14 protein-coding genes are annotated in these 18,180 nt (G+C 34.2%); 5 read left to right on the top strand and 9 right to left on the bottom strand.

What is annotated here, in order from left to right:
• Positions 1-415: 415 nt before the first annotated feature.
• From lepA to LPC23_RS01925, 6 genes are all read right to left on the bottom strand, one after another.
• A complete protein-coding gene (gene lepA, locus LPC23_RS01950; RefSeq protein ID WP_229330654.1) occupies positions 416-2,212 on the bottom strand; it encodes a translation elongation factor 4 in 1,797 nt (598 codons plus the stop codon).
• Positions 2,213-2,346: 134 nt separating this feature from the next.
• Complete coding sequence (locus LPC23_RS01945) at positions 2,347-3,426, bottom strand: serine hydrolase domain-containing protein (protein WP_229330652.1); 1,080 nt, start codon at positions 3,424-3,426, stop codon at positions 2,347-2,349.
• 37 nt (positions 3,427-3,463) lie between these two features.
• Positions 3,464-3,823 carry a hypothetical protein gene (locus LPC23_RS01940; RefSeq protein WP_229330650.1) on the bottom strand — a complete coding sequence of 120 codons (360 nt, stop codon included), beginning with the start codon at positions 3,821-3,823 and terminating at the stop codon, positions 3,464-3,466.
• 1 nt (position 3,824) lies between these two features.
• Entirely contained in the window at positions 3,825-4,307 is a 483-nt protein-coding gene (locus LPC23_RS01935; protein WP_229330648.1) for a DoxX family protein, read from the bottom strand.
• A 71-nt stretch (positions 4,308-4,378) separates the two neighbouring features.
• Complete coding sequence (locus LPC23_RS01930; RefSeq protein WP_229326004.1) at positions 4,379-4,735, bottom strand: hypothetical protein; 357 nt, start codon at positions 4,733-4,735, stop codon at positions 4,379-4,381.
• A gap of 106 nt (positions 4,736-4,841) precedes the next feature.
• Positions 4,842-6,059 (bottom strand): helix-turn-helix domain-containing protein, encoded by a 1,218-nt coding sequence (locus LPC23_RS01925; RefSeq protein WP_229330646.1) that lies wholly within the window; start codon positions 6,057-6,059, stop codon positions 4,842-4,844.
• Positions 6,060-6,164: 105 nt separating this feature from the next.
• Between LPC23_RS01925 and dusB the strand changes: the two genes are divergently transcribed.
• Positions 6,165-7,157, top strand: coding sequence for a tRNA dihydrouridine synthase DusB (gene dusB, locus LPC23_RS01920; protein WP_229331560.1), 993 nt, complete (start codon positions 6,165-6,167; stop codon positions 7,155-7,157).
• 4 nt (positions 7,158-7,161) lie between these two features.
• Here dusB and LPC23_RS01915 read toward each other — a convergent pair whose 3' ends face one another.
• On the bottom strand, positions 7,162-8,361 hold the full coding sequence (locus tag LPC23_RS01915) for an FtsX-like permease family protein (protein ID WP_229330644.1): 1,200 nt from the start codon (positions 8,359-8,361) through the stop codon (positions 7,162-7,164).
• Between the two features lies 1 nt (position 8,362).
• Positions 8,363-8,755 carry a 30S ribosome-binding factor RbfA gene (gene rbfA, locus LPC23_RS01910; RefSeq protein ID WP_229330642.1) on the bottom strand — a complete coding sequence of 131 codons (393 nt, stop codon included), beginning with the start codon at positions 8,753-8,755 and terminating at the stop codon, positions 8,363-8,365.
• A 209-nt stretch (positions 8,756-8,964) separates the two neighbouring features.
• Between rbfA and LPC23_RS01905 the strand changes: the two genes are divergently transcribed.
• From LPC23_RS01905 to LPC23_RS01890, 4 genes are all read left to right on the top strand, one after another.
• Positions 8,965-12,117, top strand: coding sequence for a UvrD-helicase domain-containing protein (locus LPC23_RS01905; RefSeq protein ID WP_229331558.1), 3,153 nt, complete (start codon positions 8,965-8,967; stop codon positions 12,115-12,117).
• 163 nt (positions 12,118-12,280) lie between these two features.
• A complete protein-coding gene (locus LPC23_RS01900; RefSeq protein ID WP_229330640.1) occupies positions 12,281-12,937 on the top strand; it encodes a hypothetical protein in 657 nt (218 codons plus the stop codon).
• A 189-nt stretch (positions 12,938-13,126) separates the two neighbouring features.
• Positions 13,127-14,563 (top strand): OmpA family protein, encoded by a 1,437-nt coding sequence (locus LPC23_RS01895; protein ID WP_229330638.1) that lies wholly within the window; start codon positions 13,127-13,129, stop codon positions 14,561-14,563.
• 62 nt (positions 14,564-14,625) lie between these two features.
• Complete coding sequence (locus LPC23_RS01890) at positions 14,626-17,391, top strand: PD-(D/E)XK nuclease family protein (protein ID WP_229330625.1); 2,766 nt, start codon at positions 14,626-14,628, stop codon at positions 17,389-17,391.
• Here the strand turns inward: LPC23_RS01890 and LPC23_RS01885 are convergent.
• On the bottom strand, positions 17,388-18,179 hold the full coding sequence (locus LPC23_RS01885; RefSeq protein ID WP_229330623.1) for an alpha/beta fold hydrolase: 792 nt from the start codon (positions 18,177-18,179) through the stop codon (positions 17,388-17,390). The genes LPC23_RS01890 and LPC23_RS01885 overlap by 4 nt on opposite strands.
• Position 18,180 lies beyond the last annotated feature (1 nt).

The following is an 18,180-nucleotide window of genomic DNA, read 5'->3' as shown; positions in this document are numbered from 1 at the left end:
TTCCAGATACAAAAAAGATCGTAAAGAGGGATTTTTTTATGAAGAATACAAAAAAGTGAAGTATTGTAACTTTTTTGTTTTTTGAAATAAGAACCTGAATTAGAGTCTGAATAAATAGGAGCAAACTGTTTTTCTAGATCATCATCAAATCCGTTGTCCTCTTCAATATCAAAATTGATAAATTGAAAATCATTTTCGATTTCATTTATAGCAGAAAATCTATGATTTTTTTTAATCTCAAATTTGTAATTTTTATAATTACTATAGTTAAGCAAATTATTACTATACAATAAATTACCACATACAGAGTAGGTGAGAATTGTTAGTATAAATAATATTTTTTTAGTCATTATAATTGAAAGGGGTTGTCGTACAAAACTATTAAAAAAATATCAAAATAGGAATGAATAAATAATTAATCGTTCAATTTCAATACCGCCATAAACGCTTCTTGTGGAATTTCAACATTTCCTACTTGACGCATACGTTTCTTTCCTTTTTTCTGTTTTTCCAATAATTTACGTTTACGTGAAATATCTCCTCCATAACATTTAGCCGTAACGTCTTTACGTAAGGCTTTGATGGTTTCACGCGCAATGATTTTAGCTCCAATGGCCGCTTGAATTGGAATATCAAACTGCTGTCTTGGTATTAATTCACGTAATTTTTCGGTCATTTTTTTACCAATATTGTAAGCATTATCTTCGTGGATCAAAGCAGAAAGTGCATCTACCGTTTGCCCATTTAACAATACATCTAGTTTTACTAATTTAGAAGTTCGCATACCAATTGGTGAATAATCGAAAGACGCATATCCTTTAGATACCGTTTTTAAACGGTCGTAAAAATCAAATACGATTTCTGCCAATGGCATGTCAAAATTCAACTCCACACGTTCAGTAGTCAAATACGTTTGATTAGTAATCAGTCCGCGTTTTTCAATACACAAACTCATTACGTTTCCAACGAAATCGGCTTTAGTGATAATAGTTGCTTTGATATACGGTTCTTCTACTCGGTCTAATTTAGAAGGCTCAGGCAAGTCAGAAGGGTTGTTCACAATAAGTGGCGTTTCAGGATCTTTTTTGGTGTAAGCCAAATACGAAACGTTAGGCACTGTTGTAATTACCGTCATGTCAAACTCACGTTCCAAACGTTCTTGGATAATTTCCATGTGCAACATTCCTAAGAATCCGCAACGGAAACCAAATCCTAAAGCGGCCGAACTTTCTGCTACAAAAACCAACGATGCATCGTTCAATTGGAGTTTTTCCATAGACGAACGTAAGTCTTCGTAATCTTCAGTGTCAACAGGATAAATTCCGGCGAAAACCATTGGTTTTACATCCTCAAATCCCGTAATCATATTTTTGGTTGGGTCTTTGGCATCGGTCAAAGTGTCCCCTACTTTTACTTCTTTTGCTTCTTTAATTCCTGAAATTAAGTAGCCAACATCTCCAGCTGAAATGATTTGTTTCGGAACCTGATTTAATTTTAGTGTACCAATTTCATCAGCAAAATATTCATTGCCAGTAGCCATGAATTTAATTTTTTGCCCTTTCTTGATTTCCCCATTAATCACACGGAAAATTACTTCAATTCCGCGGAAAGGATTGTAAACAGAGTCAAAGATTAATGCCTGTAAAGGTTCGTCTTTGTTTCCTTTTGGCGCCGGAATTTTTTCTATAATGGCAGCTAAAATGTTTTCAACACCAAAACCTGTTTTTCCCGAAGCATGAATAATATCTTCTAGTTTGCAACCTAATAAATCAATAATATCGTCGCTTACCTCTTCTGGGTTAGCACTTGGTAAATCTACTTTGTTCAAAACCGGAATAATTTCCAAGTCGTTTTCCAAAGCCAAATATAAATTAGAAATTGTTTGTGCCTGAATACTTTGCGCTGCGTCTACAATCAATAAAGCGCCTTCACAAGCTGCAATCGAACGAGAAACTTCATATGAAAAATCCACGTGGCCAGGAGTATCAATCAAGTTCAAGATATACTCTTGACCTTGGTAGGTGTATTCCATCTGGATGGCGTGACTTTTAATGGTAATTCCACGTTCGCGTTCCAAGTCCATATTGTCTAGCAACTGCGCTTTTTCTTCACGAGCTGTTACGGTTTGGGTTGCCCCAAGCAATCGGTCAGCAAGCGTACTTTTTCCGTGGTCAATGTGGGCAATTATGCAAAAATTTCTAATGTGTTTCATTATTCAATTTCAAGATCAAGTTCAAAATTTCAATAGCAATTCTACTGCAATTAATCTGCAAATATAAGCTAAAGTTTAGATTATAATGATATGTTTTTGAATGATAATATGCATTAAAGTTCAAACAAACTTGTTTATTTTTTCAAATCGGTAATTGTACTTTTTTTGCCTTTACTTATTAGATACAATTGTTCAGACATTTCGTAAAGATTTGTCGCACTGGTATTACTAAAAACGATGATGCTCTTCTTGTCATCAAGCGTATGAATCCAGTTGGTATTAGAACCAAGAATTCCGCCAGGGCGATACACAAATTTAGTATTGAAAATACCATAACCATCGGCAAACCAAAATCCAAAGGCAACATTTTCAAGAGCTCTGTTTGGCGCAATCATCAGTTCGGTAGTTTTTTTTGATAGTAATTTATAGTTGAAAATTCCGGTATCAAATTTTAATAAATCTTCCACAATCGAATACATAGAACCTGAGCCAAAAAAGTTTTCTATATAATAAGGTTCGTCATTTTTAAATTCATTTGTTTTTTCATCCATAGTGTAAGAATCCACTAAACCCGGTATAATATCTGTTGATTTTAACATATTGGTATTTTGCATTTGAAGCGGTTTTAGGATTTTTTCTTCCAGATTTTTTTCAAATGATTTCCCAGTAATATTTTCTATAATTTTGTGCAAAATCATATAGTCGCCATTATTATACGCGCTCTTTTTTCCTGGAATTGTATCCAATTTATTACTACAATAAGTATCAATATAATCATCAATAGACAATGGCAATTGGTAAGTTTTTAATTCAAGTTTTTCGGCAAGATTCGGAATTGCAGAACTGTAAGTAAGTAAATTTTCAATTGTAACTTTGTCTTTTGCTTCGCCTTTATACTTTGGAAAATACGTTCCAAAAGTTGCTTTTAAATCAAGTTTTCCTTCTTGATAAAGTTGCAAAATTAAAACGGCAGTAAACGTTTTTGTTATCGATAAAATTTTGAATTTAGAATCTGCTTTAATTGTATTATTATGTTGTCTATTAGCAATTCCTGTTCCAGTTAAGAAGTCGATTTTGCCATTTGTAGCTACTAAAACGGTACCGTTAAAGTTTTTTTGTGAATGATAATAATTTACGACTTCTGCATATTTTTCTGTTTGAGCAAATCCGATTTGACAAATTATAACCAGAATTATTGTTATAATTTTTTTCATAATTTAGTTTTAAATAGTTCTCTAATGTATTGATTTTTTATCTTTTATTGAATTTTGCTTTAAAAAAAGTAGTGTCTTTTTCAGAAAAAAGCACTCTACGATTGTCTTCATTTTGCAATTCGAAAGTATCGTTTACTACAAATTTTACTTCAGTAAATTTATAACCAGTTTCACTAGTTATTGTTATTTGATATAAACTATCTTTTTTAATTTCTTTCATTTCGGTATCATAATCCCAAGACAGAGGTTTCTCGTTTCCCCGAATTCCGACTTTTTTTACGTTTTTAATTTCAGATACATCTAATGTGAAAACGACAGTTTTTTTATAGGTTTTCTGAACACAACTTGTCACCAATAATGAAAATACTATTGCAATTATTACTAATATCTTTTTCATCTTATTTTTTATTTTTAGTTAGTAAATAGTCCATTCCAAATCGTCCTGAACCTATGATTAAATAAAACATAGCAACCCAAAGAAATCCCATGGCAGCGAGACAATTCCATAAACCATTTTGAATTTGTTGCATAAAAATGGCGACTAACATGGTGCAAATAATTAGAAATGATGTTATTCTTGTTTGAAGTCCAAACAGTAAAAATAGTCCGCCAACAGCTTCTGCAAAAGCGCCCATCCAAGCAAAAAATGCAGGAGCGACGGCAAAAATTCCGCCATAACTAGCCACATCATTTGGAAACCAAAAAGCGACTTCAAATAATCCTAGATTATTATCTACAGGCGACCAAGGCATCCCAAATTTAGATGCGCCAAAATCAAAAGCTAGTAAATAGCCACAAACGATTCGTGGAATAGTTAGAAATAAATCTTGTGACCAATGCGGTAACAAAATGGGTTTGGTGATTTTAGTTAGTAGTTTCATATTTTTATTTTTGAAATTGATTTTTGAAGTTGATTTTTGATTTTTGATTTTGATTGATGATTGAAACTTGTTTAATTTTTATAACCCATAGATAACCCAATATCGCCAGTTACTTTTAGCATAACATTAGCTTGCTCAGAGGATTTGTTTTCAATAACTAAAGCTGTATTTTTATCTGCTTTTACTTTTACAGTCTCATTTGGCACAACAACAATAGGAGAGTGAGTGCCTCCTGAAATGGGCGCCATAAAAATTCTTAATTCATGATTTGAAATATTCTTCAATGTAACTTTAAATGCCCCGTGTTCATTATTCCCTAGAACAAAACTATCGTTAGGTTTAATAGTTGTGTTGGAATTTAGAGAATTAAAAATACCGCAAGAAGAAGTGAGTAATAGAATAACAAATAATGTAATAACTGTTTTCATGATTTAAATTTTAATGATTAATAATAGGGCAAAGTTGCACCATTAGTCATCATCAATCGCTTCAAATTATGATTTGAGACTAATTAAATAAATTTGCAAAGCATTGTTAATGTATAGGATACAACATTTCTATAAATTCTTTTGGAGTTGTTCCAGTATTTTTTTTGAAAGCACGGTTGAAAGTTGCTTTAGAGTTAAATCCGCAATCGTATGCTATTCCTAATAAGGTAGATTTTTTGTGTTTGCCTTCAGCAAAACTATTTTTCACAGCTTCAATTCTATAATTATTGATACAGTCGTTAAAATTCATTTGAAAACCTTGATTGATGGTTTTGGAAATTACAGAAGCATTTGTTTCTAGTTTTTTTGCCAAATCGTTAAGCGTTAATTCAGGGTTTTGATATAATTTTTCTTCTTGAATTAAGGTTTCAATTTTAGATTTCCAAATAGAAATTTCGGGCGAATTTGATTCTTCAAATATTTCGTGTTCAATATCAATTACTGTTTCTGTTTCATTCTCATCGTTTGAATCCAATAACAGAATCGGATTTTTATCAAAAAAAGACATTTTAAACGGAATTGTTGAATTTACTGGATTGGAATATCCAGTAACAGCAATGTAATACATTACAATTGAAAAGAATAGAAAAAACCACCAACTTCCTTGATATGATTTCATTTCAGGAAATAAAAACCCCATAATATCAAAAGTAATTGGTAAAAGCAACATTATTAAAAAAGCAATTAAATAGGTTTTTACCCATTTGAATAAAATAGAATCTGCATAACTTACAACCTGAAACATCAGTTTTTTGTATACATTATAGTATCGAATACTCAAAATAAAATAGGTAACCATAGAAATCAAGCCGAGCTTTTGATACCAGTATTCAAAATCTTTGTCTATTCCATCTTCATAGAAAAAATAACCCTCAAAAATATATTTATCATAAACCCAGATGGCAAATGTGTATATTAGGTAAAGAGTACCAGGAAATAAATGAGCCGTTTCTTTTTTAGAAAACCTAAAATAAGGATTTAATAAACTTTGTGTATAAAAAAAGATAATCGGACCAATAAAAAATAAATGTTGAAATGGTATATAAAATAACAAATCTCTATATGGTTGATTATCATACCACCCAGCAAAACCAAGCATCCAAGGTGCAATGTATAGGCTGCATAGAAAAATAAATAAACTTAGCCAATAATCAGATTTATTTTCGTTTTTAATTGCCTTAGAAAGTAATAAAGCACTATAAATTATTCCATGTGTGAATGAAATAAGTAAAACCGAACTGTAAAACCCAAATTGGAAGAGCATATAGATTTTTTCGTAAAATTAATTATTAATCTCAAATGAAGGTTAGGCTAGGGTTTAAATTTCATAACTAAATTATCTTAACTATCTTTGCCAAAAAATAGCACCTTGATCAAGATTGGCAACATAGAATTACCTGATTTTCCTTTACTACTTGCTCCTATGGAAGACGTGAGCGATCCGCCGTTTCGCAGACTCTCTAAATCACACGGAGCCGATATGATGTATTCGGAATTTATTTCTTCAGAAGGGTTAATTCGCGATGCGATCAAGAGCCGTCAAAAACTCGATATTTTTGATTACGAGCGTCCAGTTGGGATCCAAATTTTTGGTGGCGATGAAGAAGCGATGGCAATGTCGTCTAAGATTGTTTCGACTGTTCACCCCGATTTGATTGATATTAATTTTGGTTGCCCTGTAAAAAAAGTGGTCTGCAAAGGCGCTGGAGCAGGCGTCTTGAAAGATGTCGATTTAATGATTCGGTTAACCAAAGCCGTAATTGATAGTACCAATTTACCAGTAACGGTAAAAACCCGTTTGGGTTGGGACGAAAGTTCAATCAATATTGATGAGGTGGCAGAGCGTTTGCAAGATATTGGCGTACAAGCCTTATCGATTCATGCGCGAACAAGAGCTCAAATGTATAAAGGACATTCCGATTGGTCGCACATAGCACGCGTGAAAAACAATCCTAGAATCACGATGCCCATTTTTGGAAACGGAGATATTGATTCGCCAGAAAAAGCTTTACAATATAAAAACGAATACGGTATTGACGGCATTATGATTGGTCGTGCTGCGATTGGTTATCCTTGGATTTTTAACGAAATCAAACATTACTTTAAGACGGGCGAACACTTACCAGCACCTACTGTTATTGACCGAGTAGAAGCGGCTCGAAACCATTTAATTTGGTCGATGGAATGGAAAGGTGAACGATTGGGAATTGTAGAAATGCGCCGCCATTATACGAATTATTTCAAAGGCATTCATTCATTCAAAGACTACAAACAAAAATTAGTTACCACTGATGAGGCTGACGATTTGTTTAGCGTGATGAAAGAAATTGAGGAGGTGTATGCGGGGTATGAGTTTGTGTAAAGATTTATTCCAACAACTTCCTACTTACACGGCTACTCGCAATTAAAGAGGCGATAAATCCAAGTGAAATAATAGTTCCTAATACAATCAAAACATTTTCTACAGTAAACACTACTGGATAGGCTAAAGTAGGCGTAATCATAATCAACTGAAATTGTTGTTGCAATACCACAATTCCAATTCCTAAAATTAATCCTATTCCTCCGCCAAAAACACTCAATAAAGTACCTTGCAGCAAGAATATTTTGCGTAAATCTTTGATTTCGACACCTAAGTTGAATAAGGTTTTCAAGTTTCCTTTTTTGTCCAAAATCATCATAATGAGCGCGCCAATTAAGTTGAAAAGAGCCACTACAATCACCAAAGTAAAAATTGAGTAGACGGCAATATTTTCGGTATTCAGCATTTTATAAAGCGATTCGTTCAGTTGCGCTCTGTTTTTTACCGTGATCGTATTTTTGAAAATAGATTGTAATTGCTCGATAATTACTTTTTCGTTGGCACCTTTCTGAATTTTGATTTCCAATCCCGACACTTGATTGGACTGGTATTCCAACAATTCTTGGGCAAGACCCAAATCAGCAAAAACATATTTGGAATCCAAATCTTCGTTGATGGTATAAATCCCAATCGGTAATAAATCCGATTGATTAAAAGCTTGTTCCGGATTTTCGATAGCACCTTTCCCGGGTTTGGGCACAAAAACTTGTAATGGTCTGTTGAAGTCCAATAATCCCATAGAGAATTTCTGGGCAATACCGTAACCCACCACTACTTGATTCGTGTTTTGAGCGAGCCATTGTCCGTTAAAAAGATTTTTTTCAATGGGGTTAACTTTGGTAAACAAACTGTCAATTCCTTTTAAGTAGGTCACTTCTTGTTTGCCGTCAAAGGTGAAAAGCACCCGTTCTTCAATAATTTTGGAATAGGAAACAAGTCCGTCAATTTGTTTGATTTGACGCTCTTGTTCGGGTGTAATCAAAATGGATTTCCCTAAAGTCGAATTGAGTTTTAAATCGGGGTCCATCGCATTGGTAAACGAAAGACTAAATTCTTTTAGTCCGCTAAATACGGATAGCACCACAAAAAGAGCCATTGCGCCAATGATAATTCCCATACTAGCAATACGATTAATGATGTTAATAGCATTGTTTTTGCTAGTACTGATGCTGTATCGTTTGGCTATATAAAGAGGGAAGTTCAATTTAAGATTGTCTGCGTTTTTCTAAAAGATCTCTATTTTCAATTGGGTTATCTCGGTTGGCTAAAGCCTTGTCAATTTTTTCGATATAATCCAAAGAATCGTCAATAAAGAAAACTAAGTTGGGCACTTTACGCAATTGCAAACGCACGCGTTGCGACAAATCGTGCTTAATTAATGTAGAATTGGATTTGATTGCCACTAAAGTTTCTTTGGCTTTTTCCTGCGGGAAAATACTTAAATATACTGTGGCAACAGACAAATCTGAAGTCACTGCGACTTTGGATACGGAAATAATCAAATTGGTTATTCCATTTTTTCTCACTTCACCTTGCAGGATATCCACCAAATCTTTTTGGATAACGCCACCTATTTTTTTCTGTCTATTTGTTTCCATGATGCAAAAATACTACTTTTAAACTTTATTCGAGCAAATTTTAAATCGAACCAAAATTCCGAGAAGCTATTCCTGCTTTACGCTATATCTTTTTATTGGGGACTTCGGGTGCCTCAGTCTTCAATAAAAAGGATGCCGCTTCTCCCGAAACTTCGGGAAGGGCTAGGAGTTTCGTTTTCAGTACCCGAATACAATTATAAACCCAAATGATGCAAAGACACTCCTTTTCGATTTACGACGCCTCAGCAGGTTCTGGAAAAACCTACGCCTTGGTCAAAGAATATTTAAAAATTATCTTGACTTCGCCCAAAAATGATGCATATCGAAACATTTTAGCCATTACGTTTACCAACAAAGCGGTACACGAAATGAAAAGCCGTATTGTGGGAAGTTTGTCCGAATTTGCTAAAGAAAATCCATCTTCAAAGGCGCAAGATTTAATGCGAGATTTGTCAGCGGACACAGGACTTTCCATTGTCCAAATTAAAACCAAGTCACAACAAATCATCAAGCACATCATTCATAATTATGCTGCTTTTGACATTTCAACGATCGATAAATTTACACATAAAGTGATTCGTGCCTTTGCACATGATTTGAATTTACCCATGACGTTTGAAGTGTCATTGGATACCGAAAATTTATTGATTGAAGCCGTAGATGCTATTATTGCACAAGCGGGCGAAGACGAAGTATTGACTAATTTATTAGTCGATTTCACTATGGAAAAAACCGACGATGATAAATCTTGGGACATTTCCCGTGAAATTTTAGAAACCGGAAAATTAGTTCTGAATGAAAACAATCGAAATGAAATCAACCATTTTCAAGATAAATCCATCACCGAATTTCTCGAAATCAAGAAAAAACTCGCTGCCGTTTGTGAGGATTTAGAAAAAGAAACCATTGTTTTAGGAAATGAAGCAGCGGCTCTTATTGAACAAAAAGGGATTGACGCAAAATCGTTTTCAAGAGGCACTTTTCCAAATCACATTGCAAGCATTCAAGCTGGGAAATTCAATCCTAAAAATAAAATGTTCAAGGAAGTGGACGATATTGCTATCAATAAAACCGCAACTGATCGCGCAATTATTGAAGCCATTATTCCTGATTTGTTAGCTATTTTGGCTCAGGTCTATGCCTTATTTGAAAAGATTTATTTTTATAAAGCGTTCTTAAAAAACATTACGCCTTTGTCCTTGTTGAATACGGTAAGTAATGAATTGGCTAAAATCCAACAAGAACAAAATATTCTTTCCATAACTGAGTTCAATGCGTTAATTCATAGAGAAATTCAAAACCAACCGGCTCCTTTTATATATGAACGTTTGGGCGAACGCTACCGTCATTTTTTTATTGACGAGTTTCAGGACACTTCCGAGATGCAATGGCAAAATTTGATTCCGCTTATTGATAATGCGCTTTCCGGTCAAGACGAATATGGAGTAAAAGGGACTTTGATGATTGTGGGCGACCCGAAGCAATCCATTTACCGCTGGCGTGGTGGAAAAGCCGAACAATTTATTGAATTGAGTAAAGACGAAAATCCATTCAACAATCCCGATAAAAAACTAACGCAATTAGAATACAATTACCGTTCGTATTCCCAAATTATTGAATTCAACAACAGCTTTTTTAAATTAATGGCTAATGAATTTCAGCATCCTGATTACAAAGATTTGTATGAAAATCACAGCCACCAAAAAGTAAATTCCAAAACAGGCGGCTATGTCAATATTTCGTTTCTTCCTGATACAGCAGAAACTGAAGAAGAAGCATTAGACAAAACCGAAATGTATGTGCAAGCTACTTTGGAGACCATAAATAAGGTAGTTGAAAAAGGTTTTGAATATAAAGATATTGTCATCATGACCCGCAAACGCGGACAAGGAATCGCGGTGGCTAATTATTTGACCGAACAAGGCGTTCCTCTATTGTCGTCTGAAACTTTGATGATTCAAAATGCGACCGAAGTTCGCTTTATTATTCATTTGTTGAAGTACCTAAAAAACAGTTCTGATATTGAAGCTAAAGCACATTTTTTACACTATTTGGCTTTGCATGCTCAAGAACAACTACCAGTACATGATTTTATTACCAAAGGCAAAGAATTGGCACAAGAAACCGAATTTGAAAATTGGTTGTTGCAATTTAATTTGGCTTTATCTTTTCAAAATCTCCGAAAAAAATCCTTGTATGAAGCAGTAGAAATTATGGTGAGTAAGTTTCTCGCTCCAGCATTACGCGCCTCTAGTTATGTGCAATATTTCCTAGACATTGTATTGGAAAGGGATATTCGTAATCAGGCTGGAGTTGCTGATTTTCTAGATTTTTGGGATAAATGTGCTGAGAAATTCAGCATTCCTTCTCCAGAAGGCACTAATGCTGTCCGAATTATGACCATTCACAAATCCAAAGGATTGGAATTTCCAGTGGTAATTATGCCTTTTGCTGAGGAAGATTACAGTCGAAAACCTAAAGATAAACTCTGGTTGAATGCAGAAGAAGAAACAGTCGGCTTGCCCAAGGTGTTGATTGACAATAGCATTGCAGTAGAAGGGTTTGGAGAGGATGCTTTGGAATTATACACAATAAAAAAGCAAGAAGAATTACTGGACAATATTAATGTGTTGTATGTTGCTTTGACCCGAGCTGAAGAGCAACTTTATATCATTTCGAGTAAAAATTTATCGAGCAAAGGCGAAGTTCCGAAGAATAATATGTGTGGTTTTTTTATCAATTATTTAATAGCACAAGGATTATATAAAGATGACGGATTAGTATATGAGTTAGGCAGCTCAGCGAAATTATCTTTGGAAGAAAAACACGAAGATAGCACTAAAACTATTCCTTTTGTAGCAGAAGTTTTAAAGCCTAAAAACATCAAAATAGCTAAACGAGAATCTTTAATGTGGGGCACCCATCAACAAGAAGCTATAGAATATGGGAATGTGATTCACGAAATTTTATCTTTTGTTAAAACTAAAAATGATGTGGAATTAGCCATTACTAAAGCACTTGAAAATGGATTGATACAATTTAGCCAAAGAGATATTGTTCTAAAAACAATCTTAAGTATTGTTGAACACAAGTCGTTATTAAATCATTTTGCTGAAGGAAATCAAGTATTGAATGAGCAAACCATTATTCAAAAGGAAGGACAATCCATCAAACCCGATCGAATGGTGATTGATTCTAACAATAAAGTTTTTCTTTTGGATTATAAAACAGGCGCTTCCAATCCGAAATATAAAATGCAATTGGAAAATTACCAAAAAGCGATTGAAGATATGGGCTATAAAGTAATTCAGAAAGCATTAGTGTATATTGCAAAAGATATAACAGTTGAATTTGAGAATTAATTTATTATCAAGGAATCCATTTTTTTACCGAATTACTTTTAAAGAATAGCTTATTGTATAGAAGAATTATTGTCAATTGTTTTGATATTCTAAAATTTGATTCTACTTTTGTTAAAAATTTTAAAATAAAGCACAAATTATTATTAATTAATTTAAAATAACTATGAAACATTTAAACAAAATTGTAACGGCTGTAATGCTTGTAATTGGATTAAATTCGTTTGCACAAGACAGCAAAAATCCATGGACTGTATCTTTTGGGGTAAATGCTATTGACACAAGAACAAGTGCAACTGGAGGAAACAATTGGTTGGATTACCACGTGTCACATCCATTTCAAGTGAAGCAAAATTGGAACACGTTACCAACAGTTTCTTATATTGGAGTTTCGAAGTATATTGGAGATAACTTCAGTTTTGGAGTTACTGGATCTGCAAATAGAATAAGTAAATTCGTTACTTTTAACCCAACATCACCAGATAGAGATGCTAGAAATTATGTAGTTACTAATCCTGGAGATCTTTCTTATTATGGACTGGATACTTTCTTGAGATATAGTTTTCAAAGTTTGATTAAATCAAAATCATTTGAGCCTACTGCTTCATTTGGAGCAGGATATTCATTCTTGGGAGATTCTAGTTATGGAACTCTTAATACAGGTATTGGTGTAACTTATTGGATGACCGAGAATTTAGGTTTTGAATTAGCTTCAACTTACAAAAAATCTTTTGGAGAAAGAGCAATTGCTGACATGCCTGATGCACCATCATTTTTACAACATTCATTTGGTTTAGTATTTAAGTTTGGAGAAACTAAATAATTGAACTAATATAATTTTACAAAAAACTCTAGTCGAAAGGCTAGAGTTTTTTTATGTAGAAAAATTGCTACTTTTCCCAACGTATTTAATTTCAATGATTTAGTACTACATTATGGACTGAAATTTTGTAGTTAAATAATTTTATAGTACTTTTGATACAAATAACTAAAGTAATTTAAAAAATCAAGTATGAAACATTTCAACAAAATTGTAATTGCTATTTGTATGATTTTGGGTTTAAACTCAAATGCGCAAGACAGTAATAATCCATGGGCTATCTCTTTTGGGGTGAATGCCATTGACACAAAAACAGGAGCTGATGGAGGCCACGAGTGGTTAAATCGTCATTTTTCACAACCTTTTGCAGTTAAAGACAACTGGAATATTTTACCTACAGTATCTTATATTGGGGTTTCAAAGTATATTGGTGACAACTTTACTTTTGGAGTTTCTGGAACAGTAAACAAGATTACTAAATTCGTAAACTATAATCCAACAGCTGTTGGTGCAGATTCACGTGGTTATTTAGTAACTAATCCAGGGGATTTAGCGTATTATGGACTTGATGCTACTGTTAGATATTCATTCCAGTCACTAATCAAATCTAAAGTAATTGATCCGTCTCTTTCAGTAGGTGGAGGATATTCATTTTTTGGAGATGCTAGTTTTGGAACAGTGAATACAGGTGCTGGTGTTACATTTTGGTTATCTGAAAATATTGGGTTTGAATTAACTACAAAATACAGAAAATCTTTTGGAGAAAGAGTTGTTCCTGGAACTGCTACTCCTGATGCTCCGTCATTCTCTCAACATACTGCTGGTTTGATTTTCAAATTTGGAGGAACTGACACTGATAAAGATGGTGTTTATGATAAAGATGACGCTTGTCCAGATGTACCTGGTTTGAAACAATTCAACGGTTGTCCTGATACTGACGGTGACGGAATTGTTGATGGAAGTGATGCTTGTCCTGAAGTTGCTGGTTTAGCTGCTTTGAACGGATGTCCAGATGCTGACGGAGATGGAGTTACTGATGCAAATGACGCTTGTCCACAAGTTGCTGGTTTGGCTTCTTTAAAAGGATGTCCAGATGCTGATAAAGATGGAGTTGCTGATAAAGATGACAAATGTCCATCTGTTGCTGGTCCTAAAGAAAATGCAGGATGTCCATGGCCGGATACTGATAATGATGGTGTAGCTGATAAAGATGATGCATGTCCAGAAGTTGCAGGTCCTGCTAGTAATAAAGGATGTCCAGAAGTAACCGCAGCTGACTTAGATAAAGTTAGTGCAGAAGCTAAAATGATTTATTTCCATAGTGGAAAATCTACTTTCAGATCAGAAGATGTTCCAGTAAAAATTGAATCAATTTCTACTTTATTGAAACAATATCCTACGGCTAAATTTAGTATTGAGGGACATACTGATAGTGATGGCTCTGATGCATTCAACCAAAAATTATCTCAAGAGAGAGCAGACGTAGTTAGAAATGCTTTAATCGAAAGAGGTATGAAAGCTGAAAATTTATCTGCTGTTGGTTATGGAGAAAGCAAACCGGTTGCTACAAACAAAACAGCTGCTGGAAAAGCTAAAAACAGAAGAACTGAAGTAGTATTGCAAAAATAATATACTTTAAATATTTTTAGAAAACGTCCTGATTTATCAGGGCGTTTTTTTATTTTTATAAAATGACAAATACTTCTTTTTTAGATAAAATTGCAGCAGTGTTAATTGACAATTATTCGGATAAATTATCCAATACAGTTGTTATTTTGCCTAATAAGCGAGCTAAGGTTTTTTTAATTGAGGCTATAAAGAATCAGCTAAGTCAAACAGTGCTTTCGCCTGAAATAATTAGCATTGAAGATTTTATTCAAAATATTGCCGGAATTCGTTCCGTGGATACTATCGAACAGTTATTTGAGTTTTACGAAGTGTATTTGTCAATTACACCTACTGCTCAGCAACAGTCTTTTGAATTGTTTGCCAATTGGGCCAAAACACTTTTACAGGATTTTAATGAAATTGATCGTTATTTATTAGATCCATCTCATGTTTTGTCCTACTTAAAGGATATTGAAGATATTAAAAAATGGGGAATTGAGGTTGAAGACAAAACACAGTTACTCGAAAACTATATTGATTTTTGGAAGTTATTACCCAACTATTACCAATCTTTATACGATCATTTACTTTCAAAAGGGATTGGTTACCAAGGATTGATTTACAGAGAGGCGGTTAAGAATTTAATTCATTTTTTAAATACCGTTCAAAATAAACAATTCATTTTTGCGGGATTTAATGCTTTAAATGCTGCCGAAGAAAAAATTGTTCAAGAACTCTTAGCCGTAGGTCAAGCCAAAATTTATTGGGATGCTGATCAAACTTTTCTGAACGACCCGTATCACGATGCAGGGCTGTTTTTACGCCGATTCAAAGAAAACTGGAAGCATTATAAATCACATCCATTTGAATGGATTGTAAACGATTTTTCTGGAACTAAAAATATTCAGGTAATCGGAACTCCAAAGTCAGTAGGACAAGCCAAAATTGCAGGAAGTATTTTGGAACAAACTATTTTGGAACATCCTGAAAAATCATTAGATAAAGTTGCGGTAGTTTTAGGTGAAGAAAGTTTGCTGGTTCCGTTGTTGTATTCGTTACCGGCCTCGGTTGGCGCTTTAAATATTACGATGGGGTATTCGGCAAAGAATAATCCCGCACAGATTTTGGTAGCCAAATTATTTAAAATGCACACCAATTCGTTGTCGAGAAACAACAAGGGATATGTGTTGTATTACAAAGAGGTTTTGGATGTTTTGACGCATCCTTTGGTAGAGCCCTATGCACAAACGCGTGAATTAGTGCAACTCATTAATGAGTACAATTATACCTTTATTACGCACCAAAAATTATTGGATTTGAATCCAAATCCTAGTGAATTATTTTTACTGTTATTCAAAAAATGGGAGACGGGTGCTATTCCTGTTCTGGAAACCATTATTAGTTTGTTACAGACTTTGAAAAACAATTTAAGCAACGATAATGAAGAGGAAAAGATAACAAAAGCATTTGTTTTTGCTATTTTCAAAGTGATTAATAAATTGATTACGTACTATTCAAAACACCAACATATTGATAAGATTGAAACGCTATACGCCATTTATAAACAAGTGATAGATGTTGCTGAGGTTTCGTTTGAAGGAGAACCTCTAAACGGCTTACAAATTATGGGGGTTTTAGAGAGTAGGGTTTTGGATTTTGATACGGTTATTGTCACGTCTATGAATGAAGGTAAATTTCCTGCGGGGAAATCGTCCAATTCCTTTATTCCGTATGATGTGAAACACGAATTAGGTTTGCCAACATTCAAAGAAAAAGATGCTATTTATACCTATCATTTCTACCATTTGCTGCAACGAGCGACCAATATTTATTTGTTATACAATACTGAAAGTGAAGGCTTGGATGCTGGCGAAAGAAGTCGATTTATTACCCAATTAGAGGTAGAAAGACAAGTCAATCATAATTTAACGCAAGAAATATACAATGCGGTTTTGCCTGAGACAGCATATCTTCCTATGGAAGTCCCAAAGTCGGAATCTGTGATGTTGCGATTAAAAGAAATTGCACAAGCAGGTTTTTCTCCTTCAGCATTGACGAGTTATATCAGGAACCCGATAGATTTTTATTTTCAAAAAATTCTTCGCATTCGAGAAGTGGAAGAAGTAGAAGAAAGTATTGCTTTGAATACCTTAGGAACTATTATTCACGAAACTTTAAAAACGCTTTATGAACCTTTCATTGGAAGGTTGATTTCTGAATTTGACATACAAAATTGTTTTAAGCAGGTTGATGCCGAAGTATTGAAACAATTCAAATTGGTATATAAAGAGGGCGAAATTAAGAAAGGACGCAATTTGTTAGCTTTTGAAGTTGCAAAACGCAATGTGTCTAACTTCTTGAAAGTCGAGTTGGAAACCATTAAATCGGGTGACCAAATCCAAATTATTGCTTTGGAGCAAACCTATGAACGACTTTTAAAACATCCTAAATTACCTTTTCCGGTTTTGATTAAAGGGAATGTAGACCGAATCGAAAATCGTAACGGAACCATCCGAATTATCGATTATAAAACAGGAAAAGTAGAAAAGGGAAGTGTTGCTTTGTCCAGTTGGGATGGTCTGACTGAGGAGATTAAAAACGATAAAATTATTCAGGTTTTAGCCTATGCTTTTATGTTTCAAAATGAAGAGAAAGGTTTGCCAATAGAAGCTGGAATTATATCGTTTAAAAACTTAAAAGCAGGTTTTCTGCCCTTCAATTTTAAAACAGGAAAAGAAGCTGCCTCCATCATCACCCAAGAAATTCTAGACGATTATTTGGAACAAATTGTTTTGTTGCTCACCGAAATTTTAGATGAAACGATTCCGTTTGTAGAGAAAATCAATTAGGATTTCACCGATTTAAAAAACTGCAATAATTTTTCCTGTAAAGCTTCTTGATTTTCAATGTGCGACATATGTCCGTCTGGGAAACTCAACAATTGAACTTGCGTCTCCTCAATTTGTTCTTTCGTTTCCTCGTAATGTAAAACAGGATCTTTTTTGCCCAACACCAATAATTTCGGATAAGGAGTTAAATGCAATAAAACTTCTCGGTCAATACGGATTTTCATCCCTTCTAATGAAGCAACAATACCTTGAAGCGGAGTTTTTAAAGCTTCTTGTTTGACGTTGTTAATTGCCTCCGAAAGACGTTCTCGATTGTCTTCGCTAAATAAATTAGAGATGGATAACGAAATGAAATTCTGAAACGATTGTTTTACGGCTTTAATGGCGCGATCCCGATTGGTTTTGCGTTCGGCACTATCGGCTCTGGAAGTCGAATTTAATAACACTAGACCTTTTACCAAATCTGGATACAATTCGGCGAAAGCCAAAGCGACATAACCTCCCATAGAATGCCCTACGAGGATCATTTTTCTGAGACGTAATTCAGAAAGAACTTCATGAACTACATCGGCGTTGTTTTCCATAGAATGAACGTAGCCCATGCATTCTGTTTCGCCATGACCCAATAAATCAATCGTGATTACACGAAATTTTTTGCTCCATTCAGGAATAAAAGCATCCCACATTTTTTTGTTTTCCAAAAAGCCATGCAATAAAACTACAGCCGTTCCTTTGCCCTGGTCGGTGTAGCTGATGGTAGTGTTTTTGAAATGAAGCGTTTTAGTCATA

It is taken from the genome of Flavobacterium ammonificans, assembly GCF_020885975.1.
GTDB lineage: Bacteria > Bacteroidota > Bacteroidia > Flavobacteriales > Flavobacteriaceae > Flavobacterium > Flavobacterium ammonificans.
Note: the sequence above shows the minus strand (reverse complement) of the source record. Positions and strands in the feature narration are given on the sequence as shown.

Bases quoted from the DNA above. Each gene is read 5' to 3' on its own strand.
- LPC23_RS01925 (WP_229330646.1), bottom strand. From the start codon at position 6,059: ATGCTCTTCCAATTTGGGTTTTACAGTTCGGTTTTACTTATTTCATTC.
- LPC23_RS01930 (WP_229326004.1), bottom strand. From the start codon at position 4,735: ATGAAAACAGTTATTACATTATTTGTTATTCTATTACTCACTTCTTCT.
- LPC23_RS01905 (WP_229331558.1), top strand. From the start codon at position 8,965: ATGCAAAGACACTCCTTTTCGATTTACGACGCCTCAGCAGGTTCTGGA.
- LPC23_RS01885 (WP_229330623.1), bottom strand. From the start codon at position 18,179: ATGACTAAAACGCTTCATTTCAAAAACACTACCATCAGCTACACCGAC.
- rbfA (WP_229330642.1), bottom strand. From the start codon at position 8,755: ATGGAAACAAATAGACAGAAAAAAATAGGTGGCGTTATCCAAAAAGAT.
- LPC23_RS01890 (WP_229330625.1), top strand. From the start codon at position 14,626: ATGACAAATACTTCTTTTTTAGATAAAATTGCAGCAGTGTTAATTGAC.
- LPC23_RS01945 (WP_229330652.1), bottom strand. From the start codon at position 3,426: ATGAAAAAAATTATAACAATAATTCTGGTTATAATTTGTCAAATCGGA.
- LPC23_RS01935 (WP_229330648.1), bottom strand. From the start codon at position 4,307: ATGAAACTACTAACTAAAATCACCAAACCCATTTTGTTACCGCATTGG.
- LPC23_RS01900 (WP_229330640.1), top strand. From the start codon at position 12,281: ATGAAACATTTAAACAAAATTGTAACGGCTGTAATGCTTGTAATTGGA.
- LPC23_RS01895 (WP_229330638.1), top strand. From the start codon at position 13,127: ATGAAACATTTCAACAAAATTGTAATTGCTATTTGTATGATTTTGGGT.
- LPC23_RS01940 (WP_229330650.1), bottom strand. From the start codon at position 3,823: ATGAAAAAGATATTAGTAATAATTGCAATAGTATTTTCATTATTGGTG.
- lepA (WP_229330654.1), bottom strand. From the start codon at position 2,212: ATGAAACACATTAGAAATTTTTGCATAATTGCCCACATTGACCACGGA.